General features: G+C 44.7%; 16 protein-coding genes. 15 read left to right on the forward strand and 1 reads right to left on the reverse strand.

The annotated features are described in order from the left end of the window. The first annotated feature begins 24 nt into the window (after positions 1-24). The 11 genes from ACETMN_RS07875 (at position 25) to ACETMN_RS07925 (ending at position 12,721) form a co-directional block, all read left to right on the forward strand. A complete protein-coding gene (locus ACETMN_RS07875) occupies positions 25-165 on the forward strand; it encodes a hypothetical protein (protein ID WP_411735966.1) in 141 nt (46 codons plus the stop codon). Between the two features lie 345 nt (positions 166-510). After that, a complete protein-coding gene (gene recQ / locus ACETMN_RS07880; protein WP_411735967.1) occupies positions 511-2,391 on the forward strand; it encodes a DNA helicase RecQ in 1,881 nt (626 codons plus the stop codon). Positions 2,392-2,937: 546 nt separating this feature from the next. After that, positions 2,938-4,980: a B12-binding domain-containing radical SAM protein gene (locus tag ACETMN_RS07885; RefSeq protein ID WP_411735968.1), complete on the forward strand. Its 2,043-nt coding sequence runs from the start codon at positions 2,938-2,940 to the stop codon at positions 4,978-4,980. A 360-nt stretch (positions 4,981-5,340) separates the two neighbouring features. Beyond that, positions 5,341-5,472 carry a hypothetical protein gene (locus ACETMN_RS07890; protein WP_256975070.1) on the forward strand — a complete coding sequence of 44 codons (132 nt, stop codon included), beginning with the start codon at positions 5,341-5,343 and terminating at the stop codon, positions 5,470-5,472. Between the two features lie 189 nt (positions 5,473-5,661). Then, positions 5,662-6,786 (forward strand): GntR family transcriptional regulator, encoded by a 1,125-nt coding sequence (locus tag ACETMN_RS07895; protein ID WP_149846440.1) that lies wholly within the window; start codon positions 5,662-5,664, stop codon positions 6,784-6,786. Positions 6,787-7,198: 412 nt separating this feature from the next. Then, positions 7,199-8,500, forward strand: a complete 1,302-nt coding sequence (locus tag ACETMN_RS07900) for an ABC transporter substrate-binding protein (protein WP_411735969.1) — start codon at positions 7,199-7,201, stop codon at positions 8,498-8,500. Between the two features lie 48 nt (positions 8,501-8,548). Then, a complete protein-coding gene (locus ACETMN_RS07905; RefSeq protein ID WP_411735970.1) occupies positions 8,549-9,508 on the forward strand; it encodes a carbohydrate ABC transporter permease in 960 nt (319 codons plus the stop codon). 14 nt (positions 9,509-9,522) lie between these two features. Beyond that, a complete protein-coding gene (locus tag ACETMN_RS07910) occupies positions 9,523-10,359 on the forward strand; it encodes a carbohydrate ABC transporter permease (RefSeq protein WP_091015157.1) in 837 nt (278 codons plus the stop codon). Positions 10,360-11,225: 866 nt separating this feature from the next. Beyond that, complete coding sequence (locus tag ACETMN_RS07915; protein WP_411735971.1) at positions 11,226-11,387, forward strand: DUF3024 domain-containing protein; 162 nt, start codon at positions 11,226-11,228, stop codon at positions 11,385-11,387. A 48-nt stretch (positions 11,388-11,435) separates the two neighbouring features. After that, positions 11,436-12,080, forward strand: coding sequence for a DUF3885 domain-containing protein (locus ACETMN_RS07920; protein ID WP_411735972.1), 645 nt, complete (start codon positions 11,436-11,438; stop codon positions 12,078-12,080). A gap of 161 nt (positions 12,081-12,241) precedes the next feature. Beyond that, positions 12,242-12,721: a hypothetical protein gene (locus ACETMN_RS07925; RefSeq protein ID WP_411735973.1), complete on the forward strand. Its 480-nt coding sequence runs from the start codon at positions 12,242-12,244 to the stop codon at positions 12,719-12,721. A 53-nt stretch (positions 12,722-12,774) separates the two neighbouring features. Here ACETMN_RS07925 and ACETMN_RS07930 read toward each other — a convergent pair whose 3' ends face one another. Next, complete coding sequence (locus ACETMN_RS07930; protein WP_411735974.1) at positions 12,775-13,332, reverse strand: hypothetical protein; 558 nt, start codon at positions 13,330-13,332, stop codon at positions 12,775-12,777. A gap of 227 nt (positions 13,333-13,559) precedes the next feature. Between ACETMN_RS07930 and ACETMN_RS07935 the strand changes: the two genes are divergently transcribed. From ACETMN_RS07935 to ACETMN_RS07950, 4 genes are all read left to right on the forward strand, one after another. Continuing rightward, positions 13,560-14,126, forward strand: coding sequence for a histidine phosphatase family protein (locus tag ACETMN_RS07935; protein WP_411735975.1), 567 nt, complete (start codon positions 13,560-13,562; stop codon positions 14,124-14,126). 111 nt (positions 14,127-14,237) lie between these two features. After that, entirely contained in the window at positions 14,238-14,429 is a 192-nt protein-coding gene (locus ACETMN_RS07940) for a hypothetical protein (protein WP_244661036.1), read from the forward strand. Position 14,430: 1 nt separating this feature from the next. Continuing rightward, entirely contained in the window at positions 14,431-14,568 is a 138-nt protein-coding gene (locus ACETMN_RS07945; protein ID WP_244661037.1) for a hypothetical protein, read from the forward strand. A 30-nt stretch (positions 14,569-14,598) separates the two neighbouring features. Beyond that, on the forward strand, positions 14,599-15,324 hold the full coding sequence (locus ACETMN_RS07950; protein WP_105597786.1) for a hypothetical protein: 726 nt from the start codon (positions 14,599-14,601) through the stop codon (positions 15,322-15,324). Positions 15,325-15,432: the final 108 nt, after the last annotated feature.

A 15,432-nucleotide genomic window follows, 5' to 3' on the forward strand; every position in this document is an offset into this window, starting at 1 on the left:
TAGGGAAAAGGGAATGGAAAAGGATTGGAAAAAGGGTTAGTTGAAGGCGAAAAAAGAAAGGCGATTGAAATTGCAAAGAATATGCTCTCAGTTGGGATTGAAGTTTCAGTTATTGCCAAAACAAGTGGTCTAACTGAGTCTGAAGTTGAGGCGCTAAAAGATTAGCAAGTGTACTTTAAACAAACAATCGTTTTGTCCCCAAAAAGGCATGCGATTGTTTTTTGATTTTTCCTGGAATGTTCAATCACATCTGAATCTACTTGCGATCTTTCCTATCATTCAGGTTATACAGCACTGTCACACATTTGCAAAAGATTGTTTTACAGTAAAACGCGGTTGCTCATTCGGGGCTGGGCCGTTAAACTAAAGGGAGCGGCGTTTGCTTGACGGACAAGTCATGAGAACGCCATTTTGTTGTCAAGGATGCGGCAGATGAGCCGCTTTCGGATGTCAGAATCGGATCGGACCAAGCTGGTGGAAGAACACCGGTGATAAGTAAGGAGTCTTTACATGAGTGTGCAAACACCTACTATTGAAGAAGCGCAGGGTCTCCTGCAAAAATATTATGGCTACCCCGACTTTCGTGAGGGACAGAAAAAGATTGTAGCCAGCCTGCTCGAACGTGAAGATACGCTCGGCATTATGCCAACCGGGGGCGGTAAGTCGATCTGTTATCAGATCCCCGCTCTGTTATATTCGGGTCTGACGCTTGTTGTCTCCCCGTTGATCTCATTGATGAAGGACCAGGTCGATGCGTTGACGACCGCCGGAATTGCTGCCGCGTATATTAATAGTACACTTAGCGGCAAAGAAGTGAATGATCGCATCCGCGCGGCGCAGCGCGGTGAGCTGAAGTTGCTCTATGTCGCGCCTGAGCGACTGGAGCTGGATTGGTTCCGCGAGGAGATGGGCTATTTGCCGATCTCGTGCGTTGCTGTGGATGAGGCTCACTGTGTGTCGCAGTGGGGGCATGATTTTCGGACAAGCTACCTGGCGGTAGCGCCGTTTGTGGACAGTTTGCCGGAGCGGCCGGTGGTTGCGGCCTTCACGGCAACAGCGACGCCCGAGGTCATGGGCGATATTCTGCGGCTGCTGCGTTTGCAGGACCCGCAGACGTATGTGACCGGACTTGGGCGTGATAATCTGGCGTTTAGCGTGCTGCGCGGCGAGAGCAAGAAGGACTTTGTCCTGAACTATGCGCGCGAGCATGCCAGCGAGCCAGGTATTGTGTACGCCGCGACCCGTAAGGACGTGGACGATCTGCATCAGCGTTTGTTGCAGGCGGGATTGCCCGCAGGACGCTACCATGCCGGGATGACGGACGATGAACGGTCCCAGAGCCAGGAAGCTTTTTTGTACGATGATATCCGAGTGATGGTGGCGACCAATGCGTTCGGGATGGGGATTGATAAATCGAACGTGCGTTACGTGATTCATAACAGCATGCCGAAGAACATGGAGGCATATGTACAGGAAGCCGGACGTGCAGGCCGGGACGGAGAGCCCAGTCAGTGTATTCTGCTATTCGGGGCGCAGGACATTATCACCCAGAAGTTCCTGATTGAGCAGAATCCGATGGACGGCGACCGCAAACAGAACGATTACCGGAAGCTGCAACAGATGGTGGATTACTGTTACACGACGCGCTGTCTGCGAAGTGCACAGCTGGATTATTTTGGTGAGGTGCATGACGATACACCTTGCGGTATTTGCAGTTCCTGTACGGACGACCGTGAGTTGGTAGACATGACGATTGATGCACAGAAAATATTCAGCTGCATTCACCGCATGCGTGAACGGTATGGTGTATCGCTGGTCGCTTCGGTGCTCAAAGGCTCCCGTGCCAAAAAGGTACTTGATTACGGCTTCAACTCTCTGCCAACCTACGGCGTGATGGGCAATCGGACAGAGCGTGAAATATCCGAGATCATCAACGTGATGGTATCCGAAGGATATCTGATGCTTTCTGAGGGACAGTATCCGGTTGTGCGTTTGCAGCCGCTGGCGGTTGAAGTGCTCAAGGGCCAGCGTGAAGTGATGCAACGTGTTGTCCGCAAAACAGCGGCGATGGCTTCGGGTACGAACTATGGTGGACGCCGCGGACGCGATGCGATGCCATCTGCGGTTAATGAGACGGTATTTGAACAGCTTCGTCTGATCCGGCGTGATCTGGCGGCGAAAGAGCATGTACCATCGTACATTATCTTCAATGATGCGACCCTGCGCGAGATGAGTGTGGTATGTCCACAGACAGAACGTGACATGCTGGATATCAAAGGGGTCGGTGAGGTCAAGTACCGCAAGTACGGATTGCCGTTCCTGGAGTTTTTCCAGAAGCAATCGGGCGAAGAAGTGGATACGGATGACGATGCATTTTACGAGTATGAGTAGTATGAGAAGGTATCATCAGATATGAGTGAGTATGTTCAGATATGAGCAAGTTGGGATGAAGTGTGAATTGTGGTTAAATTCTCGCTTTCAGGTCTTTGAGGCTCATGTGCGTAAAGCTTAAATGATTGTAGAGATGCTATATGTCTATCCAGAGGATATCTTCAAACCTGTTGAAAGCCGGAGCGCAATTAAGTTTGAAATGGACTTGGACTATAGTGTGTCTCTGTATTGTGGACAAATTAAGGTGAATTGTTTTTCAAAGGGTGGACATTGGCGTTAGGGATGTCTGATATTAGAATATACAATATGTAGTTTTATTTAGTTGGTTGCGCACTGTATGTTGTGTTTTTGGTTTGGCGGGGTGTATATGTATTTTTGAAAAGAGTGTCCACTCTTTGAAAGACAAAAGTTGGATATGTCCATGAGACATGGAATGGCTAGTTCAATAGAGGTTTAGATGAACAGCATCCGGGGCGGGATGGCTGTGGAGCTTTCCTTTTCCCAAAAAAATATATGGTCTGGGTGTCCAGGCAAAGGTTGTGAACCATGAAGGTTATTCTTTCTACATTAAATGCAAAGTACATCCATACCTCCTTGGCCTTGCGGTGTCTGAAGGCGTACAGTGAGAAGGATTTTGATATTGACCTGGCGGAGTATACGATCAAAGATCCGGTGATGAATATTGTCTCTGATCTGTATCAGCGTGGGGCGGACGTGATTGGTTTCTCGTGTTACATCTGGAACATCGAAGAGACGATTAAGGTCATTGATAATCTGAAAAAGGTTATGCCTGACGTGAAAATTCTGCTGGGCGGGCCGGAAGTGTCCTACGACACGGAATATTGGATGAACCGGATTCCCAATGTTGATTTCATCGTGATGGGTGAAGGGGAAGAGACGCTGCACCAACTGTTGATGGAGCTGGAAGGAAGCAAAAAGTTCCACTTTGTCTATGGACTGGCGTATCGCAAAGGGGAAGAGGTCATTCTCATGCCAGGACGGCCAAAGGCGGATTTGAACGAGCTGCCGTCACCGCACCGATTTGAAGAGGATATTCCCGACCTCGGGAAGCGTGTGGTTTATTTTGAGACCAGCCGGGGCTGTCCATTTAGTTGTCAGTTCTGTCTGTCCAGTATTGAGGTAGGCGTGCGGTATTACGATATTGAGCGGACGAAGTCTGACATTTTGTACCTGATCGAGAAGGGTGCGAAGCTGATCAAGTTTGTGGACCGGACGTTTAACATCAAGCGGGATTATGCGCTCGAAATGTTCAAATTCCTGATCGAGAATCATCAGGGGACGGTGTTCCAGTTTGAAATTACGGCGGATATTATGCGTCCCGAGGTACTGGATTATCTGGCAGAGAATGCGCCGCCAGGCACATTCCGGTTCGAGATCGGGGTTCAATCCACGAATGATCCGACAAATGAACTGGTGAAACGTCGCCAGAACTTTACGAAGCTAAGCCGGACCGTCAACAAAGTCAAAGCCAGTGGAAAAATCGACCAGCATCTGGATCTCATCGCCGGACTGCCGGAGGAAGACTATAATACGTTCCGCAAGACGTTTAACGATGTGTTTGCACTGGGACCGGAAGAGCTTCAGCTCGGATTCCTTAAAATGCTGCGTGGTACGGGTCTGCGTCTGGATGCGGAAAAATACAACTATACGTATATGGATCACGCGCCGTATGAGATTTTGGGTAGTGACGTGCTGCCGTTCAGCGACATTGTGCGCTTGAAGCGGCTGGAAGATGTGCTGGAGAAATACTGGAACGCACACCGGATGGATCATACGCTGAAATATCTGATGGAGCAGGAGTTCAACTCGCCGTTTGATTTCTTCCAGGCGTTCGGGGATTACTGGGAAGGTCAGGGGTGGCAGAAGATTGGTCACCAACTGGAGGATTTGTTCACTCGTCTGCACAGCTTCCTGGAGTCGCGGAATACGCCGCATATGGATGTCGTGCTCGGCCTGATGAAGTTGGATTATTTCCTCGGCCACAAATACAAACCGCGCAAAATCTGGTGGGAAGATCCGCTCCAGAAAGACCAGTGGGCTGGTTATATGAAAACGTTGGCTGAACGTCCGGAAGACGTTCGTCTGCCACGTGTTGCCGGCGCCGCAGGCACGGCATGGCTGGAAAGCAGCGGCACGGGTCCGAGTGCCGCTGTGGCAAGCTCGGCTGCTGCCGGGGAAGACGCTGCCGCAGATGCGGCGGGTGTAATCGGCAGCGAAGCCGGGGGTGAAGCGTCGCTCCCTGCGGGCGACGCAACAGGGTCCGCCGCGGATGGAGCGGCGGACGGGGAAGACGGCAACGGTTCGCGTGCGTTGCCGATGACCTCGGCCATGACCGCACAGACGGTCATGGGTGCCCGTGCTTTCGCCGACCTTGGTCTCGGCGAAAAGGAACTGCAGAAGCACACCGTATTGGATGTGCTTCCGTTCCGGCTTGAGCGTGTGCTAGCTGGCGCCAGCCCGCTTGCCGCGAAAGGCCGGACGCTGCTGGTCGTTGTGTACCAGCAGCATGAAGGGCAGCAGGCGCAGTATTACACGCTGCCGCTGGGAGAAGAAGCCGCTGCCATGTAGGTGCAGCGGCCTTCCACAAGCTACATGGCCAACTGGCATGATGCAGAAGGGAGAGGTGCCACGGCTTTGGGGTCGTGGCACTTTATTGGCAGGCATCACGGGTGATGCCTGCATTGATGAGCACCGCGTCAATGAACGTGGTGCATCCTCATAAGGTGCTTGCACCCATCGGGCGCAGCACCTCACCCTTACGCGGCTTGCCGTTGCATATGCCGCGCTCCCGCTTTACCTTTTCAACATCATATTTCCGAAACCATCGGAAGGTCATCTGATTCCCAAACGGGATGAAGAATGATCTTCTTTTTTTGTTTGCCAGTTACATAGAATCACATGTCGAATTCAGTCAAAGGAGTGTTTCGTATGAATGATAAGACCAGAACCGAAGAGACAATCACTGTACCTAAAGGTTCAGCTGACTCACTACATGTCCATATTCCCTATAACGCTGTACATATTCAACACATTCGTCAGATATCGGGTAGACGAATTTAGAGATCCATTCAGCGAAGCTAAACCTAGAATTCCACGATAACCTTCTGTATTGACGCCTGTACAATCATCAAGCCTCTAGGAGGCACTCGACCTTCTTCAAGGAATACCACAATCCCACCCAGTAACTTTGCGAATTACTTCTTGTGTAATATACTTAGTATATTAATATTATGATGTCAGGGTGGTTTTGTGGAATTGCATTTATATGAGCAGATATATAGCTATATTGTACAAGAGATTAAAGAAGGTCGCTTAAACGAAGGTGACCGGGTCTCTTCTGAAAAAGAGTTGGCTGAACAATTTGGCGTCAGTCGTATTACATCTAAAAAGGCTCTGGAGAAATTGGCAGATTCTGGGGTGATTAAACGAATACAAGGAAAAGGTTCATATGTAGCCGATGGTATCATTGGAGGACAAGAACCGAAGCATTATTCAGAGGTAAGAACAACTTTGGTTCCTGAGGACGATAAGCGGGTGATCGGGTTTATTATACCGAATTTTTCTGACGAGTTTGGCCTGGAACTTCTTAGATCGATGGAAAAGCGGAGTGCTGAGCATAATTATCAACTCGTTATTAAGCGAACTTGCGGGGATCGGGATGAGGAAAAACGTGCGATTGACTTATTTATTGGTTTAGGCATCAAAGGATTAATCGTGACCCCCATTCATGGTCAACACTATAATTCTGAACTGCTCCGACTTGTATTAGATCGGTTTCCAATTGTTTTGGCCGATAGATATCTAAAAGGAATTCCGGTTTGTTCGGTTTACACAGACAATAAGAAAGCAGCCATGGATCTTACGCGTCATCTGATTAGCAAAGGTCATAAAAAAATTGCCTTTTTATCTCCGCCGGAAGAGAACACTTCAACATTGGAGGAAAGGCTGCTCGGATATACGTTTGCCTTCACCCAGGAAGGAATGAATTTGAACAAAAACTATGTATTGACGAACTTGAAGGGCACCCTTCCCAAGAACATAAATGGAACAGCGATTGAAAGTGATAAAGAAACAGTAAAGCATTTTTTGAAACAACACCCTGATGTAAAGGCGTTTGTCGCATCGGAATTTCTAATAGCTACCATGCTGGCTCAAGTCATCCACTCGATGGGGAAATCTCTGGAGGAATACGAGATCGTTTGTTTCGACTCCCTGAACGATCACCTGGGTCAACCCATCTTCACTCATATTAAACAGGATGAGAAGCAGATGGGTGAATTGGCAGTGGATATGTTAATCTCTCAATTGCATGGAACAGCAGTTCCCGAGCTGAACATTATTAAACATCGTATGGTCGTGAAAAATAACGGGTAGGGTTTATACAAGTGCAGCTAAACCAAAGCAGTTGTTCAAAGTGTCGAGAAGTCCTGAGGGGCTTATCGGCACTTTTTTTGATATCAGACATATAAACTTCGAAGCAGAGACCTTCCTGACCGGAGATTAACCAACCTTGAAACGTCGAATTCTATATCTAAATTATAGCCATACATCATGAATAGTGATGTCGTAATATTGCAATTGACATGTTTTATGATGTCATATTAATATACTTAGTATAACTAGTGGGTTCCTATAAAAAATTCACGGTGTTCATCTCTTTCTGATTTTAATAGTTCATATCACCAGAGTTGTTAGCGCTTACATAAGTTGTGGATGATCAGAAAATGAAGTGGATCCTATAGGAATTCAAGTTAAACGAATTCATTTAACTTAAGGGGGACTTTGAATGAGGAGATCCAAAAGATTCGCATTTCCAATTCTTGTTTGCTTTCTGGTTATGGTACTACTTGTAACGGCTTGTTCAACGAATGGAGGCTCTAGCGATCAGGCCGGAGAGGGGATTACAACGGTTACGATGTGGCATGGTCTTACCTCAATTGATTTAGATAATATGAATAAAGTCGTGAAGGCATTTGAAGAGAAAAACCCTACGATCAAAATGAATTTGGTTTATACAGAATCCAACGAGGGATCCGATCAGAAGCTGCTGACTGCAGTCGCAGGCGGCAATCCTCCTGACGTTGCACTATTCGACCGTTTTAAGGTCGGTACTTGGGCTGCGCAAGGTTCTCTGACTGACTTATCCTCGATGGCAGCAGAATCCGGAATACGTAAGGAAATGTATTATCCATTTGCATGGGAGGAGTCCAGTTATCAAGGAAAGCTTTATGCAATGCCAATGGATACAGACTCTCGTCTGCTATTTTACAATAAGGATCATTTCACAGAAGTAGGGTTGGATCCCAACAAACCACCACAAACGATCGCCGAGCTTGAAGCGGCCGCTGATAAGTTAACCATCAAGGAAGGTAAACGTTTCAAACGGATTGGGTTCATCCCATGGTATTCGCAAGGCTGGCTGTATACTTGGGGATGGGCATTTGGAGGAGAATTCCAGGATGCTGCCACCGGCAAAATTACCGCAAATGATCCTAAAGTCGTTGAAGCATTACAATGGATGACCGACTTCGGCCAAAAATACAATGTCGAGGATATTGCCGGATTCACAAGCGCAGCTGGCTCGGAGGAAATGGATCCGTTTATTTCCGGTCAAGTCAGCATGAAGATAAGTGGAAACTTCACGGTGAAGGGTATCGAAAAATTTAAGCCGGATTTAAACTACGGTGTTGCACCCATACCGACCCCAACAGGTACTAATTTTACGACATGGTCGGGAGGCGGGTCCGCTATTATCCCTAAAGGCGCCAAGAACGTTGCTGCTGCTTGGAAATTCCTCGAATTCTTAGGGAAAGAAGAGGGGCAAACGTTATTAAACGCTGACTCTCAAATTTCCGTTATTGATTCGGTTAACGACAAATACGGTTACAAAGACGATCCGATTATGAAGGAATTTATTAATATTTTGCCCAATTCACACAACCGCCCAGTTATTCCTGAAGGACAACTGCTGTGGAATGAGTTAGCTTCCGCTACGGAAAAGGCAACCCGCGGTAACGGTACTCCGAAAGAGAACCTGGATAGAGTAACAGAGACTGTTAATAAGGCTTTAGAAAAATACGACAAATAGAGTGCTCGGTAGGCAGGGAGCGAACTCTCTCTCCTTGCCTATTCATAAATGACACTTGGAAGGAGAATGTACATGGTGAAACTGGCCGATCCAGTTCAAGTAAAAGCAATTCCATCGGCAAGTAAACGAGCACTCCACAGAACTAACGCGATTGGGTGGCTGTTTGCTTCACCTTGGGCTATAGGGCTGCTATGCTTTTATGCAATTCCGATGCTAATGTCCATCTACTTCAGCTTCACTACTTACAGCATTCTGCAGCCTGGTGAATTTATCGGAATGAATAATTATAAAGAGCTTTTTCATGATCCTCTATTTTGGAAATCCATATACAACACGATTTATTTTACGGTATTTTTTGTTCCATTAAGTATATTTTTCGGTGTGGCACTCGCTATGATGTTGAATATGAAGGTCAAGGGTATGGCTGTATTCAGAACGATCTTTTTCTTACCTACTCTCGTGCCACAAGTGGCTCTGGCTGTTCTGTGGATGTGGCTGTTACATCCAAACTTCGGATTGGTGAACGGGATGTTAGCGAATATCGGTATCGATGGGCCCGCTTGGCTTGGTGGTGAGTCATGGTCCAAGCCCTCTCTCATTCTGATGTCGCTTTGGGGTATTGGGCAAGCTGTCGTTATCTACCTTGCTGGATTAGGAGACATCCCTGAGGAGTACTATGAAGCGGCGCAAATCGATGGAGCTAACTGGTTTCAGAAAACGAGAAAGGTAACCCTGCCTTTGCTCACTCCCGTTATTTTCTACAACCTTGTCATGGGAATGATTGGTGCATTCCAACAGTTTACTCTTCCCTATACATTGACCAAAGGGCAAGGAACTCCTGCAAATTCCATGACTTTCTACGTCATGTATTTATATGAGAACGGCTTTAGGTATTTCAAAATGGGTTATGCTTCCGCAATGGCCTGGATCTTATTTATTATCGTTATGGCATTAACCGGAATTATTTTTATTACGTCTAAACGCTGGGTTCATTATCAGGGGAAATAAGGAGGAAGTAAGGGATGAATCCTACCGCTATTAAAAGAATCAATCGTGCCTTAGCCTATGTATGTCTAATTGTTGCTTCTGCATTTTTCATGATTCCGTTCATTTGGCTGCTTTCGACTTCTCTTAAACCACTCACACAAATCTTTACATTCCCACCAGAGTGGATTCCGCGTCCAATTCTGTGGAGTAATTATTCCCGTGCTGTTGAGTATATCCCTTTCTGGACATATCTGAAAAACACGGCGATTATAACTATCGTTAGTACGCTTGGTGTGATCATATCCTGTCCCTTGGTTGCATATAGTTTTGCCAAGTTAGAGTACCGTGGGAGAGGTTTACTTTTCTTTGTTACCCTTGCTGTTATGATGATCCCCGGACAGGTGACCATGATTCCTCTATTCCTGTTGTTTACTAAATTAGGTTGGGTAGGGACACCTCTTCCACTAATTGTACCCCAATTTTTTGGAGTGCCCATTTACATTTTTCTGTTGCGGCAGTTTTTCATGGGACTGCCTGATGCCCTGCGCGAAGCAGCCCGCTTGGACGGCGCTAGTGAGTTCCGTATATATTTACAGATCATGTTTCCACTAGCCAAATCCGCCGTTTTAGCCGTGGCATTGTTTCAATTTATGGGGAGCTGGACTGATTTCATGGGCCCCTTGCTCTATTTAACCAATGAACCATCTTACACGGTTTCGCTCGGATTGCAGCAATTTCAGAGTCAAAAGGGATCCGAATGGGGTCTATTAATGGCGGTATCCACCTTGATGACATTACCTATTATTGTTTTGTTCTTTTTTCTTCAAAAGACGTTTATTAGCGGCATTACATTTAGCGGTATAAAAGGTTGAACATCATTTGTATCAGCTCCAGCGATACTGAATTTGATTAAACGCAAGGGTGGAAAAAAGTTAATATGCAAATAGGCAGAGATGTGTAAAGCAGAAGCTGCCTTTTTGCGTATCAATGCATTTTGCATAATAATGAGGCTCGCGGGCAGATGGAACGATAGTTTGTGGATTTGATACAAATGTAAACTTAATTACGAAAAATAGGATTTTAATAATGTGACTCCAACTCAAGGAAAATTCCAATCTGACACTTGTGCATTACTAAGTATTATTTAATGAAGCCTGTGATTCCGTTGTATAACATAATATTCAATCAGCGACCTTGGGGGATGCACCTATGGGATGCAGCAGCGTAACACAAGCTGCATGGCCGATTGGCATTATGCAGCAGGAGGAAGCGCCACGACGATGAGGTCGCGGCGCTTTTTTCGTGCATCACGGCGTAGCTATCGTGATGCACCAAGTGTTGCCATCATGAAAATGTGCTCGTGATGGCAGCATGAGCACCGCGCTAATGCACGCGGTGCAACCCCATGAGGTGCTGCCCATTGGGCGCAGCAACTCATCCTGACGTGGCTTGCCATTGCATAAGCCGCGCTCCGTTTCACCTTTTACAACACTAAAAGCATCATTTAAATCGGAGAAAACAACATGATATAATCAAAGCAAAACGGATCAAGGCAGGAGAGTTAGAGAGCATGGATGATTTTACGAAGAAACGAATTCAAAAGATTATGGACCATTACACCGAGAAGGCTGTACCCGAGCATGTGTAAAGTCAGATAAAGATTAGTTATAAAATCAGAGGACAACATGTGACGTTGATTGAAGAAAGACAAGCCTTTCAAAGTGATCAATGGGTATAGATGCCGGTAGCACAGTTCAGATTGGATGAGAAGGCATGGAAAGTGTATTGGCAAGACAGTAAAGGCAAATGGCATTTCATCGATGATATCGAACAGAATGAAAATTTTGAAACACAACTCAGGATCGTTGACGAAGGTCATAACGGAAAGTTCTGGGGTTAATTTTTCATATGTCAAATCGGCAACTATTGAAGAGACGGAGGCCACAGAATGGATCTGAAGACGTACCTGGCAGAGCATTTTCCAAACCTGACCTTAGAACCGCCTCATTTTTATAATCGGGAAGTTGCAATACGATTCGAGCTTGGCAATCCTCTGATGTTTGGAATGGATACAGAGCATTACATGGAACAAGTTTATCATCGATCAATTGAATTATTTAAGGCTCTTCATGATCAAGAAGATGAAGTCCTATTAATAACTCAAGCTTATTTTGCAGATAAGCCTAAACACAAAGTGAAGAAATTGAACCTGTACAGGAAATATATCAAGAAGAAAGGGCCGATTAGAGCCTTGAGCCTTGAGATAATTCCAGGTTTGGATTGTGAATCGGATAACATCCTAGACCCAAGGAACAACATGTATAGGTACTGGACTAAATGTAGAGTTGAGGACTTGAAATATAATCAGTTAATCAAAGCTATATGTAATCATGATGTTGGAATTAAGCCAACGATTTATCATAGGGTGTATTTCATTAATATAAGTAAGAAAACGATATTTCATATCTATGATGATAGAGGTTGCGATGTTATTTCAGCATCAAGGGAAGCGCTAGTGGATATCTATTCAGAATATAACGATTGGATTCTAGATTATGATCGAGATAGAATTAACAATGTATTTCTAGGATAATGTGGGAAAACCTGAAATTCAATCGATTATAATCCCTAATGGAATGGATGATCGATGATCCAAGACAATTTTCTGATGTTGATCGAGCAGGGATAACGTATTATTTGAAACACTGGTTTGAAAAGAACTTAAAGAGTGTCCAGATGTAAGGAGTAAGGATTATGTATAAAAAAGAGAAGAAGTCTATCATCGTTTTGATTGTACTTGCTGTAGTTGTATTCGGAGTTATATGGTACCTAAAAGTAGGCTATCTATTAAAGAAACCGGAGATGCCCGAAGCAAATATTGCAATTCAGACCCAAATGGTCAATGGTGGTGCGATCAGTTTACGAAATGCTGATTACACGGAAAATCAAATCAAGATTGGATATGAAGTGAAAGGATTCAGTTTGGAGGAATATAATATTGCTTGTGAGCTTTATCATGACGGACATTTGATTTCAACTTCTGGCTCAACAGGTGGAGGTTTAATAGAACTGAATGAAAAGCATCATTACTTCATTGGTCATGAGGATGTAACTGAAATGAATCTTCCTGAATCTATACATCTAAATGTGGAGATTAAAGTGATACCCAATGATTTTAGACAAAAATCGATAACTTCATCATTTGCCGTAAGTCTTGATAAAGAAGTGCAATAGATTGAAGGGAGCAGCTATGTCCGCAAAGGGATGATCGTTGCATCATGAAAACCTTAATCCGGATTATACTTCTCCATGACAGAGTTACGAAATGTTTCGTATTCGGATAACTCTTCTACAGTGGAGGATTGAGGTACACTATATTGAGTTATCCCTTCCAAGCTGAATTTTCCGAGATTATCATTAATTAATCCATAATCACCAAAAGTATTTCTCATCAAGAAAAGCACACTTCTATCACCCTTCTGTAGTTCCATATAGTCATTAACGGTGTACTTGACGTCTCCTTCCAGACTGACGGGTTCGATGATCGTTAATTCGTTTTGATCTGAAGGGAAATCATCGGGCTTCTTCAATATCTTATCAATCTTGATGTTCGTGTTAGTGTGAAAGGATTGCATGGTTCCGTCATCAAATGCAGTAATAACATGCTCTCGATCTCTGAAATCTTCTGTTGCATGACCAATGACGATCAGTTCAACGAACGCATCCAGCTTATCTATTTCATGGAATGTTAGGGAGTTAGCTGAAAGGTTAACGACATTATGAATGGGGACATCCGGTTTCGATTGACCATTTACGTAAGCGATTGCACTAGCAGAGATAGCCAATATGAATAATATAGAGACTAGTACAACCTTCCTTTTGAAAAAAGACATGACCTCATCCTCTCTGTTAGATTTAACTTCTTCTTTTAAAACCATCTTGCTTCATTTCTACTATACACATATCTGAAAATTATTGTAAATTAAATGTCTAGCAAAATATCAATTCTAAATTCAGAATCTAAAATAAGCGTGACCATAAATTTTGATAGAAGAAATTCAAGGAGGGTCCTATGAAGACCATCGTTTATATGGTAAGGCATGCGGAGTCACCGTATACGGAAGGAACGGAAAGAACGAGGGGGCTTACTTTGGAGGGCAAGATGAATGCAGAACGAATAACGGAAATATTAACGAATGAAGGAATACATTCCATCATCTCAAGTCCTTATGCCAGGGCTATTCTGACCTTAGAGGGTGTGGCAGTAACGTTAGAATTAGATATTCAGATCATGGAGGATCTCCGAGAAAGACATTTTTCAGATGATATGATTGCGGATGAAGAGTTCGAGCCTGCTTCGAAGAAGATGTTTGATGACCCCGATTATGCATTGCCAGGAGGCGAGTCGAACACAGTTTGCCAGAATAGAGCAGTGGGCGTGTTGAAACAGATTTTAGAAGAATACAAGGGTAAAAAAGTGGCGATCGGCACACACGGACATGTAATGACGTTGATGATGAATTACTTTGATTCGAGTTACAGATTGGATTTTATGAATCAAACCAAGAAACCGGACATTTATCGATTACAATTTGAAGAGATAGAATTAGAGAACGTGACAAGGCTATGGGGCGAATAGGGTGAAAGTGAATAGGCGAGAACGCTTGTTCATAATTTTGGTTACAGGTAAAATACAGACATCATTATATATGGAAGGGATTGATTCTATTGACGTTACAAAACTTGTTTCATGAAAAACCAACGAAACTATGGAACGAGAGAATGGTTAAACACGGAGATGAGCTTTTTCACAGAAGAGAGATTACTCATGTCTGATCAAGCCCTGGATACATATTTGCACCAATTAACAGCATTACAAGAAACGAAAGATTCTGAGCGCATGATGAAGGCTGTAGAAGAAGCTGTGGTTAGGTTTAAATGAAATGAATGAGGCCAATGGTTACTTTATTGAAACGATGGAACGTGAAGAATTGGCTGATTTTATAGACAAGGCAGCTAGGCTGGCTGGATTAGACATTGAGGAGGATGAAGATATTACGGAAGAATGGAGAGAGTGGTAAACGGTGTAACAGAAGAGGAGATGGTACCGATTGAATCAACAGGAATATGGCCGCTATTTATTAGCGATGGGTGGAGAAGAATTCAAGCCAGCGGATGATGCTGAAGTTGAAGCAGACCATCTTTACGGATTTTTTCAGTGGTTTATGCCATCGGGAGCAGGCGTTGAACGTGTGTTTGAGCCTATTCCAGACGGTCAGCGTTTTTTGGATAGAATACGTCCGATCTATGAGATGTTGAATCCTGAGGACTTCGCCGGCGAATATGTGCCAGGATATTTCAACGGTGGAAATGAGCCTGCTTCTGAGGCAATGTTGCGTGGTCTGGGGGAGAAGCTGGTTCAAAATTTGAAGAGTCTGTTCTCCATGGTACCGGAAGATGACGAAGCGGCTGACGTAGCAAATGAAGCATTACAAGATTTGGCAAGTCTTACGGAGGTCGTTGTATTACCTACAAGCGAAATTAACAAGCTGGAGCAAAGATTGATTCAAGGCACGGATGAAGAAGATGGAGAGGTCGTTTACGAAGCACTCGGAGAACTCCTCAGTTCGCGCAGTGATTATGATGAAACCATCGAGCTATTAAGCGAAGCGTACTATTCCATCGCTTGCGATTATTGGATATCCTACTACTTGCAGTGGCCCCGCTATCAAGGTCTACAGGAGGCGGAAGACTGCCTGCATCCTTACTTTGAGCTATACCGTTATGGCTATAATCTTCATTGGACTCAAAATAAGCTATTCATCGGCAGACGCTAAAGAATGTTGGGGTTTGAAACTAGTAGTCAAACAGTCATTAGTCAACAAGAGGACAAGGATAAGAAGAATGAAAGAGGAGTAGAAGAAGCAGAACTCCTGGGTAGACAT

Source organism: Paenibacillus sp. M2 (genome assembly GCF_046713495.1).
GTDB lineage: Bacteria > Bacillota > Bacilli > Paenibacillales > Paenibacillaceae > Paenibacillus > Paenibacillus amylolyticus_B.